This is a genomic window from Cellulosimicrobium sp. 4261 (genome assembly GCF_040546915.1).
GTDB lineage: Bacteria > Actinomycetota > Actinomycetes > Actinomycetales > Cellulomonadaceae > Cellulosimicrobium > Cellulosimicrobium cinnabarinum.
Map to the genome: position 1 here is coordinate 80,934 of NZ_JBEPOQ010000001.1, position 19,392 is coordinate 100,325.

16 protein-coding genes are annotated in these 19,392 nt (G+C 74.5%); 10 read left to right on the forward strand and 6 right to left on the reverse strand.

All coding sequences use genetic code 11. The features are described from left to right. Positions 1-61: 61 nt before the first annotated feature. On the forward strand, positions 62-2,092 hold the full coding sequence (gene acs / locus ABIE39_RS00360) for an acetate--CoA ligase (RefSeq protein WP_209828321.1): 2,031 nt from the start codon (positions 62-64) through the stop codon (positions 2,090-2,092). A gap of 145 nt (positions 2,093-2,237) precedes the next feature. Next, positions 2,238-3,191 (forward strand): pentapeptide repeat-containing protein, encoded by a 954-nt coding sequence (locus ABIE39_RS00365; RefSeq protein WP_354049920.1) that lies wholly within the window; start codon positions 2,238-2,240, stop codon positions 3,189-3,191. A gap of 140 nt (positions 3,192-3,331) precedes the next feature. Here ABIE39_RS00365 and ABIE39_RS00370 read toward each other — a convergent pair whose 3' ends face one another. Both ABIE39_RS00370 and ABIE39_RS00375 read right to left on the reverse strand, forming a co-directional pair. Next, on the reverse strand, positions 3,332-4,711 hold the full coding sequence (locus tag ABIE39_RS00370; RefSeq protein WP_209828317.1) for an MFS transporter: 1,380 nt from the start codon (positions 4,709-4,711) through the stop codon (positions 3,332-3,334). 40 nt (positions 4,712-4,751) lie between these two features. Further along, positions 4,752-5,882: an FAD-dependent oxidoreductase gene (locus tag ABIE39_RS00375; RefSeq protein WP_354050235.1), complete on the reverse strand. Its 1,131-nt coding sequence runs from the start codon at positions 5,880-5,882 to the stop codon at positions 4,752-4,754. A gap of 257 nt (positions 5,883-6,139) precedes the next feature. On the opposite strand from ABIE39_RS00375, the gene mshD reads away from it, so the two are divergent. From mshD to ABIE39_RS00390, 3 genes are all read left to right on the forward strand, one after another. Continuing rightward, complete coding sequence (gene mshD, locus ABIE39_RS00380; RefSeq protein ID WP_354049922.1) at positions 6,140-7,171, forward strand: mycothiol synthase; 1,032 nt, start codon at positions 6,140-6,142, stop codon at positions 7,169-7,171. Positions 7,172-7,245: 74 nt separating this feature from the next. Further along, positions 7,246-9,510 (forward strand): RNA degradosome polyphosphate kinase, encoded by a 2,265-nt coding sequence (locus ABIE39_RS00385; RefSeq protein WP_085386554.1) that lies wholly within the window; start codon positions 7,246-7,248, stop codon positions 9,508-9,510. A gap of 3 nt (positions 9,511-9,513) precedes the next feature. Next, entirely contained in the window at positions 9,514-10,551 is a 1,038-nt protein-coding gene (locus ABIE39_RS00390) for an NUDIX domain-containing protein (RefSeq protein ID WP_175007589.1), read from the forward strand. Between the two features lie 118 nt (positions 10,552-10,669). Here ABIE39_RS00390 and ABIE39_RS00395 read toward each other — a convergent pair whose 3' ends face one another. From ABIE39_RS00395 to ABIE39_RS00405, 3 genes are all read right to left on the reverse strand, one after another. Beyond that, entirely contained in the window at positions 10,670-11,671 is a 1,002-nt protein-coding gene (locus ABIE39_RS00395) for an inorganic phosphate transporter (RefSeq protein ID WP_021482998.1), read from the reverse strand. Positions 11,672-11,676: 5 nt separating this feature from the next. Then, positions 11,677-12,297: a DUF47 domain-containing protein gene (locus ABIE39_RS00400; RefSeq protein ID WP_021482999.1), complete on the reverse strand. Its 621-nt coding sequence runs from the start codon at positions 12,295-12,297 to the stop codon at positions 11,677-11,679. 620 nt (positions 12,298-12,917) lie between these two features. Beyond that, positions 12,918-13,517, reverse strand: coding sequence for a hypothetical protein (locus tag ABIE39_RS00405; RefSeq protein WP_043655142.1), 600 nt, complete (start codon positions 13,515-13,517; stop codon positions 12,918-12,920). 239 nt (positions 13,518-13,756) lie between these two features. Between ABIE39_RS00405 and ABIE39_RS00410 the strand changes: the two genes are divergently transcribed. The 5 genes from ABIE39_RS00410 (at position 13,757) to ABIE39_RS00430 (ending at position 18,897) form a co-directional block, all read left to right on the forward strand. Beyond that, positions 13,757-15,211, forward strand: a complete 1,455-nt coding sequence (locus ABIE39_RS00410; RefSeq protein ID WP_175007588.1) for a sugar porter family MFS transporter — start codon at positions 13,757-13,759, stop codon at positions 15,209-15,211. A 174-nt stretch (positions 15,212-15,385) separates the two neighbouring features. Beyond that, a complete protein-coding gene (locus tag ABIE39_RS00415; protein WP_354049926.1) occupies positions 15,386-15,892 on the forward strand; it encodes a MarR family winged helix-turn-helix transcriptional regulator in 507 nt (168 codons plus the stop codon). Between the two features lie 141 nt (positions 15,893-16,033). Next, a complete protein-coding gene (locus ABIE39_RS00420; protein ID WP_175007586.1) occupies positions 16,034-17,749 on the forward strand; it encodes an MFS transporter in 1,716 nt (571 codons plus the stop codon). A gap of 169 nt (positions 17,750-17,918) precedes the next feature. Then, positions 17,919-18,416: a MarR family winged helix-turn-helix transcriptional regulator gene (locus ABIE39_RS00425; RefSeq protein ID WP_061266562.1), complete on the forward strand. Its 498-nt coding sequence runs from the start codon at positions 17,919-17,921 to the stop codon at positions 18,414-18,416. Positions 18,417-18,435: 19 nt separating this feature from the next. After that, positions 18,436-18,897, forward strand: a complete 462-nt coding sequence (locus ABIE39_RS00430; RefSeq protein WP_175007585.1) for a DUF2809 domain-containing protein — start codon at positions 18,436-18,438, stop codon at positions 18,895-18,897. Here ABIE39_RS00430 and msrB read toward each other — a convergent pair. After that, positions 18,866-19,294 (reverse strand): peptide-methionine (R)-S-oxide reductase MsrB, encoded by a 429-nt coding sequence (gene msrB / locus ABIE39_RS00435; RefSeq protein ID WP_175007584.1) that lies wholly within the window; start codon positions 19,292-19,294, stop codon positions 18,866-18,868. The two genes, ABIE39_RS00430 and msrB, sit on opposite strands and share 32 nt — an antisense overlap. Positions 19,295-19,392 lie beyond the last annotated feature (98 nt).

The following is a 19,392-nucleotide window of genomic DNA, read 5'->3' on the forward strand; positions in this document are numbered from 1 at the left end:
CCCCGGGCGGCCGCCGCGGTCGGCGGGACCGCACCAGAGTCGATGCGCACCGGAGGTCAGCGTGCCAGAGAACGAGCCCGAGGCCGCAGCAGCGGCCACCACGTCCAGCCTGGAGAACCTCCTCCACGAGACCCGGAGCTTCCCCCCGAGCCCCGAGTTCGCCGCGCAGGCGAACGCGCAGCCCGAGCTGTACGAGGAGGCGCGGGCCGACCGGCTCGCGTTCTGGGCGCGGCAGGCGAACGACCTCGTCACGTGGCAGACCCCGTTCACCGAGACCCTCGACTGGTCGCAGGCGCCCGTCGCACGCTGGTTCGCCGACGGCACGCTCAACGCCGCGTACAACGCGGTCGACCGCCACGTCGAGGCCGGCCTGGGCGACCGGGTCGCGATCCACTTCGAGGGCGAGCCGGGCGACACCCGGACGGTCACGTACGCCGAGCTGCAGCGCGACGTGTCGCGCGCGGCCAACGCGCTCGCGGCCCTCGGCGTCGAGACGGGCGACCGCGTGGTCATCTACCTGCCGATGGTCGTCGAGGCCGTCGTCGCGATGCTCGCGTGCGCGCGCATCGGCGCCCCGCACTCGGTCGTGTTCGGCGGGTTCTCCGCCGACGCGCTGCGCAGCCGCATCGCGGACGCCGAGGCGAAGCTCGTCGTCACGGCCGACGGCGGCTACCGCCGCGGCGCGGCCTCCGCGCTCAAGCCCGCGGTCGACGAGGCGCTCGCGCCGAAGGAGGGCGCGGCCCCGACGACGGTCGAGCACGTGCTCGTCGTGCGTCGCACCGGCCAGGACACCGCGTGGACCGCGGGCCGCGACGTCTGGTGGCACGACGCGCTCGAGGCCGCCGACCCGACGCACGCCCCCGTGTGGGTCGAGGCGGAGCACCCGCTGTTCATCCTCTACACGTCGGGCACCACGGGGAAGCCCAAGGGCATCCTCCACACCACGGGCGGCTACCTCACGCAGGCCGCGTACACGCACCGCAACGTGTTCGACCTCAAGGCCGAGACCGACGTCTACTGGTGCACGGCCGACATCGGCTGGGTCACGGGCCACTCGTACGTCGTCTACGGCCCGCTGCTCAACGGCGCGACGCAGGTGATCTACGAGGGCACCCCGGACTCCCCGCACCAGGGCCGCTGGTGGGAGATCGTCGAGAAGTACCAGGTCTCGATCCTCTACACCGCGCCGACCGCGATCCGCGCGTGCATGAAGTGGGGCGAGGAGATCCCCGCGACGTTCGACCTGTCGTCGCTGCGCGTGCTCGGGTCGGTGGGCGAGCCCATCAACCCCGAGGCGTGGATGTGGTACCGCCGCGTCATCGGTGGCGACCGCACGCCCATCGTCGACACGTGGTGGCAGACGGAGACGGGCGCGATCATGATCTCGCCGCTGCCGGGCGTCACGGCGGCCAAGCCGGGCTCCGCCCAGGTGCCGCTGCCGGGCATCGTGGCGGACGTCGTCGACGACGAGGCGCGCTCCGTGCCGAACGGGGGCGGCGGGTACCTCGTGCTGTCCGAGCCGTGGCCGTCGATGCTGCGCGGCATCTGGGGCGACCTCGAGCGCTTCAAGGACACGTACTGGTCGCGCTTCCCGGGCATCTACTTCGCGGGCGACGGCGCCAAGAAGGACGAGGACGGCGACATCTGGCTGCTCGGCCGGGTCGACGACGTCATGAACGTCTCGGGCCACCGCCTCTCCACGACGGAGATCGAGTCCGCGCTCGTCTCGCACGAGACCGTGGCGGAGGCCGCGGTCGTGGGCGCGAGCGACGACCTCACGGGCCAGGCCGTCGTCGCGTTCGTCATCCTGCGCGGCGAGCACGCCGGCCGGGCGTCCGACGCCGACGGCGCGGCGGCCGTGCAGACCGAGCTGCGCAACCACGTCGCGAAGGAGATCGGCCCGATCGCCAAGCCGAAGCGCATCCTCGTCGTGCCCGAGCTCCCGAAGACGCGGTCCGGCAAGATCATGCGCCGCCTCCTGCGCGACGTCGCGGAGAACCGCACGGTGGGCGACGCGACGACCCTCGCGGACTCGTCCGTGATGGGGCTCATCTCGGCAGGCCTGCAGAAGCCGTCGTCCTCGGACGACTGACGCGCCGCACGCCGGCCGCGGGGTCGGTGCCGTCGTCCGCGCGACGACGGCACCGGCCCCGTTCTCGCGCTGCGGTCGCCCCCGGCCCGCGCACGCGGACGAGATGCCCGTGCCCGGCGTCCCCGCGACGGCGTAGCGTCGAGGGGTGCCCCGCGTCCCCGCGGCCGACGGCCGCGCTCTCCTCGTCGAGCAGCTCGACCTGCGCAGCGACTGCTCCCGCTGCACCGGGCTGTGCTGCGTGGGCCTGCACCTCGTGCGGTCCGCCGACTTCGCGATCGACAAGCCCGCCGGCACGCCCTGCCCGAACCTGCGCACGGACTTCGGCTGCGGCATCCACGCCCGCCTGCCCGAGTCCGGCTTCCCCGGCTGCGTCGCCTACGACTGCCTGGGCGCGGGCCAGCGCGTGACCGCGGCCGTCCGCGCGGCGCACGACGGCGCGACCTGGCGCGACGACCCTGCCGCCGCGCGCGACGCGTTCGCCGCCCTGCCCGTCGTCACGCAGCTCCAGGAGCTGCTCTGGTACCTCGCGGAGGTGCTCGCGCTCCCCGCGGCCGCCGCCGTGCACGACGACGCCCGGGAGGCGCTCGACCGCACCGCGCCCCTCGTCGACCTCGCCGCGGCGGACCTGCTCGCGCTCGACGTCGGCGCGGTCCGTCGCGCCGTCGGCCCGCTGGTCGACCGGGCGAGCGCGCTCGTGCGGGACGCGGCCCGGGCGGGTCGGAGCCTGGACGCCCGGCGGAGCCCCGCACGGCACGGCCCCGCCCGGCACCACGGCGCGCGCGCAGCGGCCCCGCCCGACGACGGAGCGCGGCACCGGGCTCCGGGCGCCGGGCTGCGTCGTCGGCTGCGACCGGGGGCCGACCTCGTCGGTGCGGACCTCCGCGGGCTGGACCTCACGGCGTCGGACCTGCGGGGCGCGCTGCTCCTGGGCGCCGACCTGCGGGGGGCCCGGCTCGACGCCGTCGACCTGCTCGGCGCCGACCTGCGCGGCGCCGACGCGCGCGGCACGGACCTCTCCCGGGCGCTGTTCCTCACCCCGGCGCAGGTCGGCGCCGTCCGCCGGGACGAGCGCACCGCGCTCCCGGCCGTCCTGGCCTGACCCTCCCCCGACCGCGCACCCCCGCGAGATCGGCGCCCGCGGGCGACATCGGCGGTCGCGGGCAAGGTCGGTGGTCGCGGGCGAGGTCGGCGGTCACGACCACCGATCCCGCCTCCGGGTGCCGATCTCGGCGGCCGTCGTCAGCGGAGCGCTGCCCGCCGCGCGAGCGGAGCCGCCACGACCGCGCACACGACGACGAGCACCGCCGCACCCCACGCGAGCGCGCCGTACGAGGAGAACCCGATGATCGCTCCGGCAAGGATGCCGCCGACGGCGCCGCCCGTGTTCATCGCGAGGTCGGACAGGCCCTGCACGGCGGTGCGCGACGGCCCGGGCGTCGCGTCGACGAGCAGCGCCGACCCGGCGACGAGCCCGCACGACCACCCGAGCCCCAACAGCACCAGGCCGACCGTGAGACGCGCGGAGTCCTCGCCCGGCGCGCCCGCCACGACGACCGCCGCGGCGAGGAGCAGCGCGCCGCCGGCGTACAGCACGCGCGCGTGCCCGAGCCGGTCCGCGAGCCAGCCGACCACGGGGCTCAGCGCGTACATGCCCGCGATGTGGGCGCTGATCACGAGCCCCACGACCTGGAGCGTCGCGCCGCCGTGGTTCATGTGGACCGGGGTCATGGACATGAGGCCGACCATGACGAGGTGGCTCAGCACGATCGCGCCGAGGGCGAGGTGCGCCGTCGGGCTGGCCGCGACCACGGCCCAGCCGGCGCGCAGGCCGTCGCGCCACGACACGTGGCCGGGCGCGCCACCCGGCGCTCCCCCCGCACCACCCGCGCCCACCGCACCCGCCCCCGACGGCGCACGCGAGGCGAGCAGCGGGTCCGGGCGCAGCCACACCGCGACGACGGTCGCCGCGAGCGCGAACGCGAGCGTCGCGAGCACGAACGGGGCCGCGCTCGGCGCGGTGCTCCCGTGCTCGGCGTGCGCGTCCCCGAGGCGCAGGGCGGGGCCGGCGACCCGGTCGGCGACGCCCGCGAGCGTCGGCCCGACGACGGACCCGACGGTCGTCGCCCACACCACCACGGACAGGTCGCGGGCCCGGCGCTGCGGGGTCGCGAGGTCCGTCGCGGCGAAGCGGGAGGCGAGACCGGCGGCCGTGCCGGAGCCGAAGAGCAGCATCGCCACGACGAGCAGCGGCCACGAGCCCAGGAGGACGGCCACCGTCGCGAGGAGGGCGCCGCCGGTCGCGAGGCCGAAGCCGAGCAGGAGCGACGGCCGTCGGCCGCGCCGACCCGCGACCTGGGCGAGCGGCAGCGCGACGAGCGCCGCGCCGACGACGCCGGAGGTCGACGTGAGCCCCGCGATCGCGTCGGACCCGGACAGCGCCGAGGCCACGAGCGGCGCGACGGCGATGCCGCTCGCGACCCCGACGCCGGACAGCACCTGCGTCGCGACGAGGGTCGTCAGGGTGCGGCGCTGCGTCGGCAGGGCGGGCGCGTCGACCGCGACCGGGGCGGGCTCGCGGGCGGCGGACGGGTCGGGGGCCGGGGAGGACTCGGTGCTCACGGGTGCACGCTAGGGCTCGACGGCGGGCGCTGACGAGCCCTCACACCGCCACCGGTCGCCGAGATCCTGCCGCGGGGCCGCGCTCGGGCCGTCGGCCGAGCGCCCGCAGCACGCCGCGCGCCGCCTCGCGCCCCGCCCGGTTGGCCCCGATCGTGGAGGCGCTGGGCCCGTAGCCGACGAGCTGGACGCGCGGGTCGCTCGCCGCCGTCGTGCCGTCGAGCACGATCCCGCCGCCGGGCGCACGCAGGCCGAGGGGCGCGAGGTGGTCGAGCGCGGCGCGGAACCCGGTGGCCCAGAGGATGACGTCGGCGGGCTGGTGCAGGAGGCCGTCGTCGTTCGCGCCGGGAGCCCACTCCACGCCGGTCGCCGTGACGCGCGCGAACATCGGCCGACGCCGCAGCACCCCGTTCGCGATCCCCGCGCGGTACCGGGGCGTGAGCGGCAGGCCCGTGACCGAGACGACGCTCCCGGGCGGCAGGCCCGCAGCCGTCCGCTCGGCGACGCGCGCGACGGCGGCCCGGCCCAGCTCCGGCGAGAACTCCTCCTCGACCCACACGGGCTCGCGGCGCGTCACCCACGTCGTGCCCGACGCGTGCGGCGCGATCTGGAGCAGGAGCTGTGTCGCGGACGCGCCGCCGCCGACGACCACGACGTGCTGCCCCGCGAAGTCCTCGGCGGCGCGGAAGTCGTGCGTGTGGAGCTGGCGACCGCGGAACGTCTCCATCCCGGGGTAGCGCGGCCAGAACGGGCGGGTCCACGTGCCGGTCGCGTTGACGAGCGTGCGCGTGCGGACGACGACGTCGCGCGCGTCCGGCCCGGCGCCGACCGTCGCGCGGACCCGCAGGAGCGCGGGGTCGCCGGGGTCGTCGCGCACGTCGTGCACCGTGACGGGCCGCACCACGCGCAGGTCGTTCTCGCGCTCGTACGCCGCGTAGTAGCGCGGGACGGCGACGTTCGCGCGCTCGTCCGGGTCGCCGGCCGGGAGCGGGACGCCCGGGAGGTCGTGCACGGCGTGCGTCTCGGCCATCGTCAGCGCGTCCCAGCGGTCCTGCCACGCGCCGCCGGGGCCACCCCCGCCGTCGAGCACGACCGGGTCGAGCCCGGCGCGCCGCAGGTGGTACGCCGCCGACAGCCCGGCCTGGCCCGCACCGACGACCACGACGTCGTGCACGACTCCGCCCGGACCGAGCGGGTCCGCGCCCGCCGTGCCCGGTGCCGCCGTCTCTCGCCCGTGGGTCCGCTCGCTCACGTCCGGGACAACGGCCCGCCCTCGCGGAACCTTCCCCCACCCCGAGGTGAGGTGCCGAACACGAGGTTGCCGTCGTCATCGCGCTCTCCACGACGACAACCCCGTGGTCGACGGCGAGCAACCCCGTGCTCGGCTGCGCCCGTTCGGTCGTGCGCGGGCGCCGGGGGCAAGATGGACCGGTGGAGACCGCGATCCTCTGGCACACCGGGCCGCTCATCGACGACGTCGAGATCGCGCAGGTCCACGACCTCGCCGCGGCGGCGGAGCGGGAGGACGGCGTCGCGCCCCTCTCCGAGCAGCCGCTGCTCAACCTGCGCGAGGCGACCGACGACGTCGTGCACCTCCTCACGTGGCGTGGGGGCGAGCTCGCCGGCTACGCGCAGGTGGACAAGCGCGGGGACGCGCCGAGCGCCGAGCTCGTCGTGCGCCCGGCGCACCGCCGCCACGGCCTCGGCTTCCACCTCCTCGGGAGCGCCGCGGACCGCGCCGTCGAGCCGCGCCCGTCCGAGCGCGCCGCGGACGCGGGCACCCCGGACGAGAGCCCGACGGACGGCGCCCCCGCACCGGCCCCCTCCCCCGGCAGGGACGTCGCGCCGCTGCGCGTGTGGGCCCACGGCGACCTGCCCGCGGCGCAGGCCCTCGCCGCACGGGCGGGGTACGCCGTCGTGCGCGAGCTGCTCGTGCTCGAGCGCCCGCTGGGCGGCCCGGCGGAGCACCAGCGCCCCGCGGTCCCGGCGGGTCTGCGGTTGCGCGCGTTCGTGCCCGGGGACGACGACGCAGCGTGGGTCCGGGCGAACGCGCTCGCGTTCGCGCACCACCCGGAGCAGGGCCGGCTCACGGTCGACGACCTGGGCGCGCGGATGCGGGAGGACTGGTTCGACGCCGCCGGCCTCCTGCTCCTCGAGCGCGACCCGGCGCCCGGCGACGGGGCGCCCGAGCTCGTCGGGTTCGTCTGGACCAAGATCCCGACGGGCCAGCCGGACGCCGCGCGCGAGGGCGAGATCTACGTCGTCGGCGTGGTCCCGTCCGCCCAGGGCGAGGGGCTCGGGCGGCTGCTGACCGCCGTCGGGCTCGCGCACCTCGCGGAGCGCGGGGCACGCACGGCGGTGCTGTACGTGGACGGCGACAACGTCCCGGCGGTGCGGACGTACGAGCGGGCGGGGTTCGTGCGGCGCGCCGTGCACGTGCAGTACGCCCGCCCCGCCCGCTGACCCCGCCCCGGCCGCGGTGACCGCGCGGTGACCCGCGTCACGCACCGTTCATCATCTGGTGCCACCATGAACCCATGACCGACACGTCCACGCAGCGCACCCTCGACCCGGACCTCGCCGCGCACATCGCGGAGCACATCGCCGAGGAGCCGGAGATCGAACCGGTGGGTGCGGAGCTCGACCTCGGTCCGCTGCCCGACGACCGGTTCGCCGACCGCGAGCTGAGCTGGCTCGCGTTCAACCAGCGCGTGCTCGAGCTCGCGGAGGACCCGAGCCAGCCGCTGCTGGAGCGGGTGCGGTTCCTCGCGATCTTCGCGTCCAACCTGGACGAGTTCTTCATGGTCCGCGTCGCCGGCCTCAAGCGCCGCATGGCGACGGGCATCGCGGTCACGGCCGCCTCGGGCCTGTCGCCGCGCCAGGTGCTCGACGCGATCAGCGAGCGCGCGCACGAGCTCATGGACCGCCACGCGCGCGTCTTCGCCGACGACGTGCAGCCGGCGCTCGCCGCGGAGGGCATCACGCTCGTCCACTGGGACGAGCTCGAGACGCGCGAGCAGGAGCGCCTGCACAAGTTCTTCCGCAAGCAGATCTTCCCCGTGCTCACGCCGCTCGCCGTCGACCCGGCGCACCCGTTCCCGTATATCTCGGGGCTGTCGCTCAACCTCGCGGTCGTGGTGGCCAACCCGACGACGGGCAAGGAGCACTTCGCGCGCGTCAAGGTGCCGCCGCTGCTGCCCCGGTTCATCGCCGTGGACGCGCGGGGCCGCCCGAGCGCGCCGACGTCGCAGACGGCGTCGCCCGACCGCGGGCCGACGTCGTTCGTGCCGATCGAGGAGGTCATCGCCCAGCACCTCGACCACCTGTTCCCCGGCATGGAGGTGCGCGAGCACCACCTGTTCCGTGTCACGCGCAACGAGGACGTCGAGGTCGAGGAGGACGACGCGGAGAACCTGCTCCAGGCGATGGAGAAGGAGCTGCTGCGCCGCCGGTTCGGCCCTCCCGTGCGCCTCGAGCTCACGCCGGGCATCAGCCCGCGCATCCGCGCGCTGCTCGTGCGCGAGCTCGGCGTCGTCGAGGAGGAGGTGTACGAGATCCCGCTGCCGCTCGACCTCACGGGCCTCAACCTCATCGCCGACCTCGACCGGGCGGACCTGCACTTCCCGCCGTTCGTCCCGACGACGCACCGCCTCCTCGCCGAGGTGGAGAGCTCGTCCCCGACGGACGTGTTCGCCGCGATCCGCGAGCGCGACGTCCTGCTGCACCACCCGTACGACTCGTTCTCGACGTCGGTGCAGACCTTCCTCGAGCAGGCGGCGGCCGACCCGGCGGTGCTCGCGATCAAGCAGACGCTGTACCGGACGTCGGGCGACTCGCCGATCGTCGACGCGCTCATCGACGCGGCCGAGGCGGGCAAGCAGGTGCTCGCGCTCGTCGAGATCAAGGCCCGGTTCGACGAGCAGGCCAACATCTCGTGGGCGCGCAAGCTCGAGCAGGCGGGCGTACACGTCGTGTACGGCATCGTCGGGCTCAAGACGCACTGCAAGCTCTCGCTCGTCGTGCGCCAGGAGTCGGACGGCCTGCGCCGCTACTGCCACGTCGGGACCGGGAACTACCACCCGAAGACGGCGCGCCTGTACACCGACCACGGCCTGCTCACGTGCGATCCCGACGTCGGTCAGGACCTCACGCGCCTGTTCAACCAGCTCTCCGGGTACGCGCCGCAGTCGCGGTTCCACCGCCTGCTCGTCGCGCCCCGCACCGTCCGCTCCGGCCTCGTCGAGCGGATCGACCGGGAGGCGGTCGCCGCGCGCGAGGGCCACGAGGCGTGGGTCAAGATCAAGGTCAACTCCGTCGTCGACGAGACGACGCTCGACGCGCTCTACCGCGCGTCGCAGGCGGGCGTGAAGGTCGACCTCGTCGTGCGGGGCATCTGCGCCGTCCGCCCGGGCGTGCCCGGGCTGAGCGAGAACATCCGCGTGCGCTCGATCCTCGGCCGGTTCCTCGAGCACTCGCGCATCTACGCGTTCGCCAACTCCGCCGGCCCCGCCATCGGCGAGGGCCCGGAGAGCGGCCCGGAGGTGTTCATCGGGTCGGCCGACCTCATGCACCGCAACCTCGACCGCCGCGTCGAGGCGCTCGTGCGGATCACCGACCCCGACCAGGTCATGGAGCTGCTCGACCTGCTCGACGCGTCGATGTCCGAGCGCACGGCGTCGTGGCACCTCGACGCCGACGGCACGTGGCACCGCCCCGACACCGCGCCCGACGGCTCCCCGCTCGTCGACCTGCAGGCCAGCCTCGTCCAGCGACAGCGCCGCCGGCTCGTCGGGAGGCGGTAGCGGATGGGAGTGCCGTCCTCCGCGCTGCGCGGCGGCGTGCCCCTCGTGGACGCGCTCGGCCCGACGCACGTGTCGCACGCGCCCGTCATCGAGTCTGCCGGGGCGCTCGTGTGGCGCGTGCGCGACGACGAGCTCCAGGTGCGCCTCGTCCACCGGCCGCGCTACGACGACTGGTCGTGGCCCAAGGGCAAGCTCGACCCGGGCGAGACGTTCCAGGCGGCCGCCGCGCGCGAGGTCGCCGAGGAGACGGGCAAGCCGGTGGTGCTCGGGGTCCCGCTGCCCGGGCTGCAGTACCTCACGCCCGAGGGCCGCGTGAAGCGCGTGCACTACTGGGCCGCGCGCCGGGCGTCGGGCCGGTCCGACGCCGGCGCGCTCGCCGCGCGGGCCCCCGTCCCGCCGGTGTCGCCCCAGGAGATCGACCGCGCCGCGTGGCTCTCCACGGACGACGCCGCGCGGCGCCTCACCCGGCAGGCCGACCGGGCGCCGCTCGAGGCGCTCGTGCGCGAGCGTGACGAGGGCCGGCTCGCGACGCACGTCGTCGTCATCGCGCGCCACGGCAAGGCCGTGGCGCGGTCGGCGTGGCACGGCGACGAGCAGGACCGCCCGCTCACGCCCGCGGGCCACGCCCAGGGGGTGGCGCTCGTGCCGGTGCTCGCGGCCTACGGCGTCGAGACGATCGTCACGAGCCGCTGGGACCGCTGCGCCCAGACGATCGCGCCCTACGCAACCGCCTCCGGCCTCGCCACGGTCAGCATCGACCACCTCACCGAGGCGCAGCACGAGCGGTCCCCCGCGCGCGTCGCACGGACGGTCCGGGAGCTGCTCGAGGCGGAGCGGTCGTCGGTGCTGTGCACGCACCGGCCCGTGCTGCCCACCGTGCTCGACGTCCTCGGCCAGCACTCGCGCCGACCGGTCGCGAACGCCCTCCCCGCGCACGACCCGTTCCTCGAGCCCGGCGAGATGATCGTGGCCCACGTGGCACGCACGCCCAAGGGCCCGCGCGTCGTCGCGGCGGAGAAGGTCGCCCCGCCGCTGCACTGAGACCCGGGGCCGACGTCGCCGCGCGGGCGACGTCCGGACGCACGACGGCGCCCCGTCGGTGGGCGAGAGCCCTCCGACGGGGCGCCGTCGTCGTGCGGGGACCGGCGTCGCCGGCGGTTCAGAGCAGGATCGGGCTGAGGATCCAGTAGACGACGGCCGCGACGAGCGCGGCGGCGGGGATCGTCAGCACCCACGCGGCGCCGATGTTCTTGGCGACGCCCCAGCGCACCGCGGACAGGCGCTTGGTCGCGCCGACGCCCATGATCGCCGAGGTGATGGTGTGCGTCGTCGAGACGGGCGCGTGGAAGATGAACGCGTTCGCGTAGAGCACGACCGCCGACACCGACTCGGCGACGAAGCCGCGCGCCGGGTCGAGCTCGATGATCTTGCGGCCGAGCGTGCGCATGATGCGCCAGCCGCCCGCGTAGGTGCCGAGCGAGATCGCCGTCGCGGCCGACAGCTTGACCCACAGCGGGATCGTGTTGTCGTCCTGGAACCCGCCCGCCACGAGGGCGAGCACGATGACGCCCATCGTCTTCTGCGCGTCCTGCAGACCGTGGCCCAGCGCCATCGCGGCGGCGGAGGCGGTCTGCGCGATCCGGAACCGGCGGAACGCCCGGGCGGGCGCCGCGTTCCGGAACACCCACAGCAGCAGGACCATGAGCGCGAACGCGAGGCCGAAGCCGATCAGCGGCGAGAAGATCATGGGGAGCACGACCTTGTCGAGGATCGCGTCCCAGTGGACCGTGATCCCGGACGCGAGCCCGACGCCCGCGAGGCCGCCGATGATCGCGTGCGTCGACGACGACGGCAGGCCCAGCCACCACGTGATGAGGTTCCAGGTGATGGCACCGACCAGCCCGCACAGGACGATGACGAGTCCCTGGTGGGGTGGCACGTCACCGACGGCGACGATGTCCTCCGCGATGGTCTGCGCCACGGCCGTGCCGAGCAGCGCGCCGATGAGGTTGAACACCGCCGCCATGAGGAGCGCCGCGCGCGGTGTGAGGGCCCGGGTCGACACCGAGGTCGCGATGGCGTTCGCGGCGTCGTGGAACCCGTTGGTGTAGTCGAACGCCAGGGCGAAGGCCACGACGACGACGACGAGCACTGCCTCCACGGGGCTCAGGACTCCTTGAGGGCGATGGTCTCGACCGTGTTGGCGACCTTCTCGAAGGCGTCGGCCGCCTGCTCGAGGACCTCCACGATCTCCTTGAGCTTCATGAGGAGGACCGGGTCGGACACGTCGTCGAAGAGCTCGGCGAGCAGCTTGCGGTGGACCTTGTCCGCCTGGTTCTCCAGGCGGTTGACCTCGACCCAGTACTCGGGGAGGTCGTCCATGGAGCGCAGGCGCGGCATCGCCTCGGCCGTGAGCTCGGACGCCCGCTGGAGCACCTGGACCTGCTCGGACACGCGGGCCGGGAGCTCGTCGACCTTGTAGAGGACGATGAGGTCCGCCGCCTCCTCCATGTAGTCCATGCAGTCGTCGAGCGCCGACGCGAGGGCGTAGATGTCGTCCCGGTCGAACGGCGTGACGAACGTCTGGTTGAGGCGTCGCATGATCGAGTGCGTCGCGTCGTCCGCGAGGTGCTCGGTCTCGCTCAGCTGCTTCGCGAGCTGCTTGCGCGTGGGGCGGTCCGCCCCCAGCAGCTCCGCGAGGAGCGTGGACCCTGTGACCAGATGCTGCGCCGAGGCGGCGAGGAGGTCGAAGAACGAGGTGTCGCGCGGTGTCAGGCGCAGGCGCACGGGGGGCTCCGGAAGGGACGCGGGGTAGGGGTCTGAGCTGGCGTCGGCCGCGAGGGCCGCTCGGCCGCCGGGGGAACCGGACGGTCGGGGTGGTCACGATCTCTGGTCGGATGATCTCTCGGTGAACGCACGTCGAACTCTCGTCAAATGTAGCCGACGCGCGGAGCGATGCTGGAATCGTCGGGTCCAAGGTCCCGGATGCTCAGGACGCCCACAGCCTGCGCCCGGCGTCTTCGCCGGTGCGGCCACCGCACCCGCGCACCGCACGAGGCGGTGGGCGGGGGGAGGTAGTGACGCCGGACCGGGAGCGCCTCTCGGCGCGTGGCCGCTCGTAGCGGCTGAGTGTGGAGCCCGGGGCTACCGCGGCCCGGCGTCGAGATCCATCGTACGTGCCGCACCCCGCCCGGGGTACCCGTGTTCGCGCTCCGCGAGACCGCCCCCGCCCGCCGTGCGGGGGCGCCGTCGATCCCGCACCCTCCGCGCCTGCGAGGTCCCGACAGGCCCGACCAGGAGGTTCTGGTCGGCCGAGCAGGCGGTCTCGGCTCGTGACATGGCACGGACGCGCCAGGTCCGCCTGCTCGGCGACGACCGGGGCCTCCGCAGCGGGGAGGAGCGTGCGCTCAGTCGAGTCGGTCGGCGCGCCAGAGCTCGGCGGCGTGCTCGAGCTCCTGGGCGGTCCGCAGCAGCGAGCCCGCGCCCCGGGTCGTGCGCAGGGCGCCGTCGGGGTCGGCGACCTCGCGCGCGTCGGCGTCGAACGCGGCGCCGGTGGCGAGGATGCGGCAGAACGACCCCGCGCGCTCGAGCGCGACCGCGAGGTCGCCCGTGAAGACGCCGGACAGCACCGCGTCGGCGAGGTCGCGCACGTCCTGCGGCCCCGGCGGCCGGGGCACGCCCGCGATCGCCTCGTGGACGGGCGCGGCGTCGACGCCGAGCCGGTAACGGAGGGTGACGGTCTGCGGGTCGCGGCGGACCCACTCGCGCAGCACGTAGAGCCGCCACAGCGCGCCGGGCAAGGAGTTGGGCGCGGCGTCGGACCACAAGCCGGCGACGACGTCGAGACCCTCGGTCTCGACGAGGTGGACGAGCCGCTCGACGACCTCCGGGTCCTCCGTGTCGCGGGCGCGGTGCACGATCGCGTGCGCGGTGGTGTGCGCGACCCGGTCGCGGAGCGCGGGGTCGAGCTCGCCGGGCAGCTCGTCGGCGTCGCGCGGGTCGAGCATGGCGGGGCGGCGGGGTCGCTGCGTGCGGTCGGACCGACCGGGGTCGGGCCGGCCGCCGGGGGTGGGGACGTCGTCTGGCACCCGCCCAGTCTCCACCCGGCGCCGGGACGTGCGCAGCCTCCGGGGCACCGCTCGGGGCCCACCCTCGTTCACCGCGCCACGGTCCGGACCCCGCCCTACAGTGACGACAGAGGGACGACAGGAGCTGCCACCGGCTCCGGGACGGAGCGGAGGGCGAGATGTCGAGCAGCGGCGCAGCAGGTCAGAGGACCGTGAGCGAGCGGAGCGCCCACCGGAAGGCGATCGGTCTCGCCGTCGCCGCCGCGGTCGGCGGCTTCCTCTTCGGGTTCGACAGCTCGGTCATCAACGGCGCCGTCGCGGCGATCGAGGGACAGTTCGACCTCGACTCCGCGGTGACGGGGCTCGTCGTCGCGATCGCCCTCCTCGGCTGTGCGCTCGGCGCGTGGTCGGGCGGACGCCTGGCCGACCGGTGGGGCCGCACCCGCGTCATGGTGTTCGGCGCCGTGCTGTTCTTCGCCTCCTCGATCCTGTCGGCGATCGCCTGGTCGGCCTTCGACCTGGCGATCTGGCGGTTCATGGCGGGTGTCGGCATCGGTATCGCGTCGGTCATCGCGCCCGCGTACATCGCGGAGATCGCGCCGGCCCGGCTCCGCGGCCGCATGGGCTCGCTCCAGCAGCTCGCCATCACGATCGGCATCTTCGCCGCGCTGCTCTCCGACCAGCTGCTCGCGGAGACGGCCGGCGGAGCGTCCAACGAGCTGTGGCTCGGGTGGGAGGCGTGGCGCTGGATGTTCCTCGTGTGCGTCATCCCCGCGGCGGTCTACGGCATCCTCGCCCTGCGCATCCCCGAGTCGCCCCGGTACCTGGTGGCGAAGGGCCGGGACGACGAGGCGCGCGCCGTGCTCGAGTCCGTGCTCGGACCGGACGAGGACGTCGACGACCGCATCGCGCAGATCCACCGCTCGATCGCCGTCGACGAGCAGAACGCGCAGGAGGGCACGCTCAAGGGCTCGGCGCTCGGCCTCAAGCCGATCGTGTGGGTCGGCATCCTGCTCTCGGTGTTCCAGCAGTTCGTCGGGATCAACGTGATCTTCTACTACTCGACGACGCTCTGGCAGGCCGTCGGCTTCGACGAGAGCCAGTCGTTCCTCGTCTCGACGATCACGTCCGTGACGAACGTCGCGGTGACGTTCATCGCGATCGCGCTCGTCGACAAGGTGGGTCGACGCCCGATCCTGCTCATCGGCTCCGCGGGCATGACGCTCTCGCTCGGCATCATGGCGCTCGCCTTCACGCAGGCCAGCGGGAGCGGGGACAACATCAGCCTGCCGGACCCGTGGGGCCCGATCGCCCTCGTGGCGGCGAACGCGTTCGTCGTGTTCTTCGGGGCGTCGTGGGGCCCGCTCGTCTGGGTCCTGCTGGGCGAGATGTTCCCGAACCGCATCCGCGCCGCCGCCCTGGGCGTGGCGGCCATGGCGCAGTGGCTGGCGAACTTCGCCATCACCCTGACGTTCCCGCCGATGCTCGCCACCTTCGGCGCCTCGATCCCCTACCTGATGTACGCGATCTTCGCGGCCCTGTCGTTCGTCTTCGTCCTGAGCAAGGTGCCGGAGACGAAGGGCGTCGAGCTGGAGGACATGGGCAACCAGGCCGGGGGCCGCTCCGCGCGCTGACCGCCCTCCGGGTCGCCACCGGGCCCGGGCCCACCTCGCCGCTGCGGCGACGAGGAGGGCCCGGGCTCCGTCGTGCACGCGCAGGCTCGACCGGCGGGAACTCCTTGCCCCGCACAATGGTTGCTGAAAGCAACTTCGCGGAGTATGCTTGCCTGCAGCAACCAAGGAGTGCCCGTGCCTGTGACCGCCCCTCCCGCGACCGATGTCGCGGCCCCCGGACTCACCCCCGACCCGTCCCCCGCGGCGGGTCTCGTCCGCGCGCTCGACGACCTCGCGCGCGCCCAGCGAGAGTCCGCCGTCCGGATCGCCCGCGACCTCGACATGCCGCGCGCGTCGTTCGGGCTCCTCCGGATGCTCCAGCACTGCGGCCCCGTCCAGCTCGGGGACGTCGCGGCGAGGCTCCGGGTCGACCTCTCCGTCGCGAGCCGCCAGGTGAGCCACCTGGTCGACGCGGGCCTCGTGCGCCGCACCGTGGACGACGACGACCGGCGGGCCCGGACCGTCGAGCTCACCGAGGAGGGTCGTGCGCTCCTCGTACGGGCGTACGCGCACATCGACGTCCTCGCCGCGACGACGTTCGCGGAGTGGGGCGACGAGGAGATCGTCGAGGCCACGCGCCACATCGAGCGCGTCGCCGCGGCGGTCGTCGCGGTCCACGACTCCCCCCGCAGCGCCGGGTGACCACGGCGCCCGGCGGCCCTGCGCCGTCGGGCACGTCCCCCGACCGCCGACCGCACCGCGGGCCGGCCCCCGACCCCCCTGACACCGCCCCCCGACACGTGCGCCCCGCCTCGGCCTCGTGAGCAAGGAACCCAGCGCCTGATGACCAGCACCCCCGCAGACACCACCGCACCGCCCGGCACCGCCGGCGCCCCCGCACCGATGACCCGCCGCGAGGTCATGGAGTCCCTCTCCGGGATCCTCCTCGGCATGTTCGTGGCGATCCTCGCGAGCTCGATCGTCTCGAGCTCGCTCCCGAAGATCGTCAGCGACCTCGACGGCTCGCAGTCGTCCTACACGTGGGTCGTCACCTCGACCCTCCTCGCCATGACGATCTCGACCCCCATCTGGGGCAAGCTCGCCGACCTCACCAACCGCAAGGTCCTCATCCAGATCGCGCTCGTCGTCGCGGTCGTGTCCTCCGCGCTCGCGGGGCTCTCGCAGAACGTCGGCACCCTCATCGCGCTGCGCGCGTTCCAGGGCATCGGCGCCGGTGGCCTCATGGCGCTCGCCACGGTGCTCATCACCGACATCATCTCGCCGCGCGAGCGCGGCAAGTTCATGGGCCTCATGGGCGGCATCATGGCCGTCAGCCAGATCGGCGGGCCGCTCCTCGGCGGCGTCCTCACCGACGCCGTGAGCTGGCGCCTCAACTTCTTCGTGGGCCTGCCGTTCGCCATCGCGGCGATCATCGTCCTCCAGCGCACGCTGCACCTGCCGAAGGTCGCGCGCCGCGTCGTCCGGATCGACTACTGGGGCGCGATCCTCATCAGCGCCGGCGTCTCCTCGCTCCTGCTGTGGGTCACGTTCGCCGGGCAGAACTTCGAGTGGCTCTCGTGGCAGACCTTCGCGATGGTCGGCGGCGCGGTCGTCGCGCTCGTCGGTGCCGTGCTCGTCGAGCGCGTGACGCCCGAGCCCCTCATCCCGCTGCACCTGTTCAAGAACCGCACGTTCGTCCTCGCGGTCGTCGCGTCCGTCGCGGTCGGCGTCGCGATGTTCGGCACCGCCGTGTTCCTCAGCCAGTACATGCAGGTGGCGCGGGGCAAGACCCCGACCGAGTCCGGCCTCCTCACGATCCCGATGATCGTCGGCACGTTCGTCGCGTCGACCCTCTTCGGCCAGCTCATCACGCGCTACGGCCGCTACAAGGCCTTCATGGTCACCGGCGGCGCGGTCCTCGTCGCCTCGCTGTTCGCGCTGTCGACGATCGACTACCACACGAGCTTCACCCTGATCAGCGTCTACCTGTTCTTCCTCGGCGTGAGCATGGGCATGCTCATGCAGAACCTCGTGCTCGCCGTGCAGAACACGCTCGCCGTGGAGGAGATGGGCGCCGGGACCTCGACCGTGGCGTTCTTCCGCAGCCTCGGCGGCGCGATCGGCGTGTCCGTGCTCGGCGCGGTGCTCGCGAACAAGGTCACGACGTCGATCCAGGACGGCCTCACGCAGCTCGGCGTCCCGGCCGGCTCGATGGGCGGCGGCAACGCCGTGCCCGACGTCTCGACCCTGCCCGCACCGGTCAAGGACCTCGTGGAGAAGTCCTACGGCGACGGGATCGCCGAGATCTTCCTCGTCGCGGTGCCGCTCGCGCTCGTCGCGCTCATCGCCGTGTCGTTCCTCAAGGAGGTGCCGCTCGGCACCAAGACCGGCCTCCAGGAGCGCCTCGAGAAGGAGGCGGCCCTGCTCGGCGCGGACGCCCCGATCGACGCCACCCCTGGTCGCGTGACGCTCGCCGAGGAGACGGAGTCCACGCTGCTCGGTGCCTACGAGCCCGCGGGAGTGGTCGACGACGAGGCGACCGCGCGCCGGTCGCGCTGACGTCGGTGCCCCCGCCGCGCGGGGGCACCGCTGCCGCACCCCGCGGGGGTGGTCCCGACCTTCCGGGACCACCCCCGCGGTCGTGCGCGGGGCGCTCCCGTCGCCCCGCGCGGGTGAGGTTCGCGGGAGGAAGGTGACCGGGCCGTCCCGTTCGCGCCATGATGGCCCTGTGCCCCCCGAGACCGCTCCGGCCCGCCCCGCTCCCGACACCGCGCGCGTCGACGACGACGCGTACGTCGACCTCGAACGCGAGCTGCGGATCCTGCTGCGCCGCGCGGGCGCGGTCGCGACGGGCATGGCGCGCCGCATCCACCCCGACCTCGAGGCGAGCGCCTATCCGCTGCTCGCGCACATCGCCGACCATCCCGGCGTCCGGGGCTCGGAGCTCGCGGCGCAGTTCGGCGTGGGGCGCGCGACGATCTCGCGCCAGCTCAGCCGCCTGCACGACCTCGGCCTCGTCGCGCGCGAGGTCGACCCCGACGACTCGCGCGGGCAGCTCATCACCCTGACGTCCGACGGCGAGGCCCGGCTCCACGCCGCGCACAGCGGGCGGGTCACGTCGATCACCGAGGCGCTCGACGGCTGGGACCGGCGCGACGTCGCGACGCTCGCGACGCTCCTGCACCGGTACTCGGAGGACGTCGTGCGCTGGGCCGCCAACCGGTGACCCTGTCTCCCGGGGCCGCATGACAGCGTCCGACGGCGCCCGGCCGCCCCGCGTGGCCCCGCCGGCTCGCGCGGGGTCCCGAGCCCGACGGCGGCCCGTCGTCGCGCTCGTCCTCGCGGCCGTCGTGGTGCTGGGCCTCGTCGTCGCGACGCGCGTCCCCGACCCGTGGGGCGACGTCGGCGGCGACGTCCTCTACGCCGTCGCGACCTACGTCCTCGTGGTCCTGGTGGCGGCCCGCGTGCGCCCGCTCGTGGCGGGCGCCGTCGCGCTGGGGTGGTGCTGGGCGGTCGAGGCGCTCCAGGCGACGGGCGTCGCCGCCGCCGTGAACGACGCGGTCCCGCCCGCGGCGTGGCTGCTGGGCAGCACGTTCGCGGTGCGGGACCTGGTCTGCTATCTGGTGGGCGTGGCGCTCGCGTGCGCGGTGGACGCGGGCGTCGGCGCCCGGTCGGCTACCGCTCGTCGGCCTCGAACGTCAGGCTGACCGAGTTCATGCAGAACCGGTCGCCCGTCGGGGTCTGGGGCGCGTCGTCGAACACGTGGCCCAGGTGCGAGCCGCAGCGCGCGCAGCGCACCTCGGTGCGCACCATGCCGTGGCTGCGGTCGGTGAGCAGCTCGACGCGGTCGCCCGCGAGCGGGCTGAAGAAGCTCGGCCACCCGCAGTGCGAGTCGAACTTCGTGTCGGAGCGGAACAGCTCGTTCCCGCACGCGCGACACGCGTACACGCCGACGCGCTTCTCGTCGAGCAGCTCGCCCGTCCACGCGCGCTCCGTCCCGGCCTGCCGCAGCACGGCGTACTCCTGCGGGGACAGCTCGGCGCGCCACTCGGCGTCGGTCTTCGCGACCTCGTAGGGCTGGTTCTCGTGGGTCTGGCTGGTCATGATCCACCTCCGACGGTCCCAACCACGCCGACCGCTCCCGTGTTCCCGGCCCCACCCCACCCGCTGGGTGCAGGAAAAAGTCGCGGCCGAATCGGTTC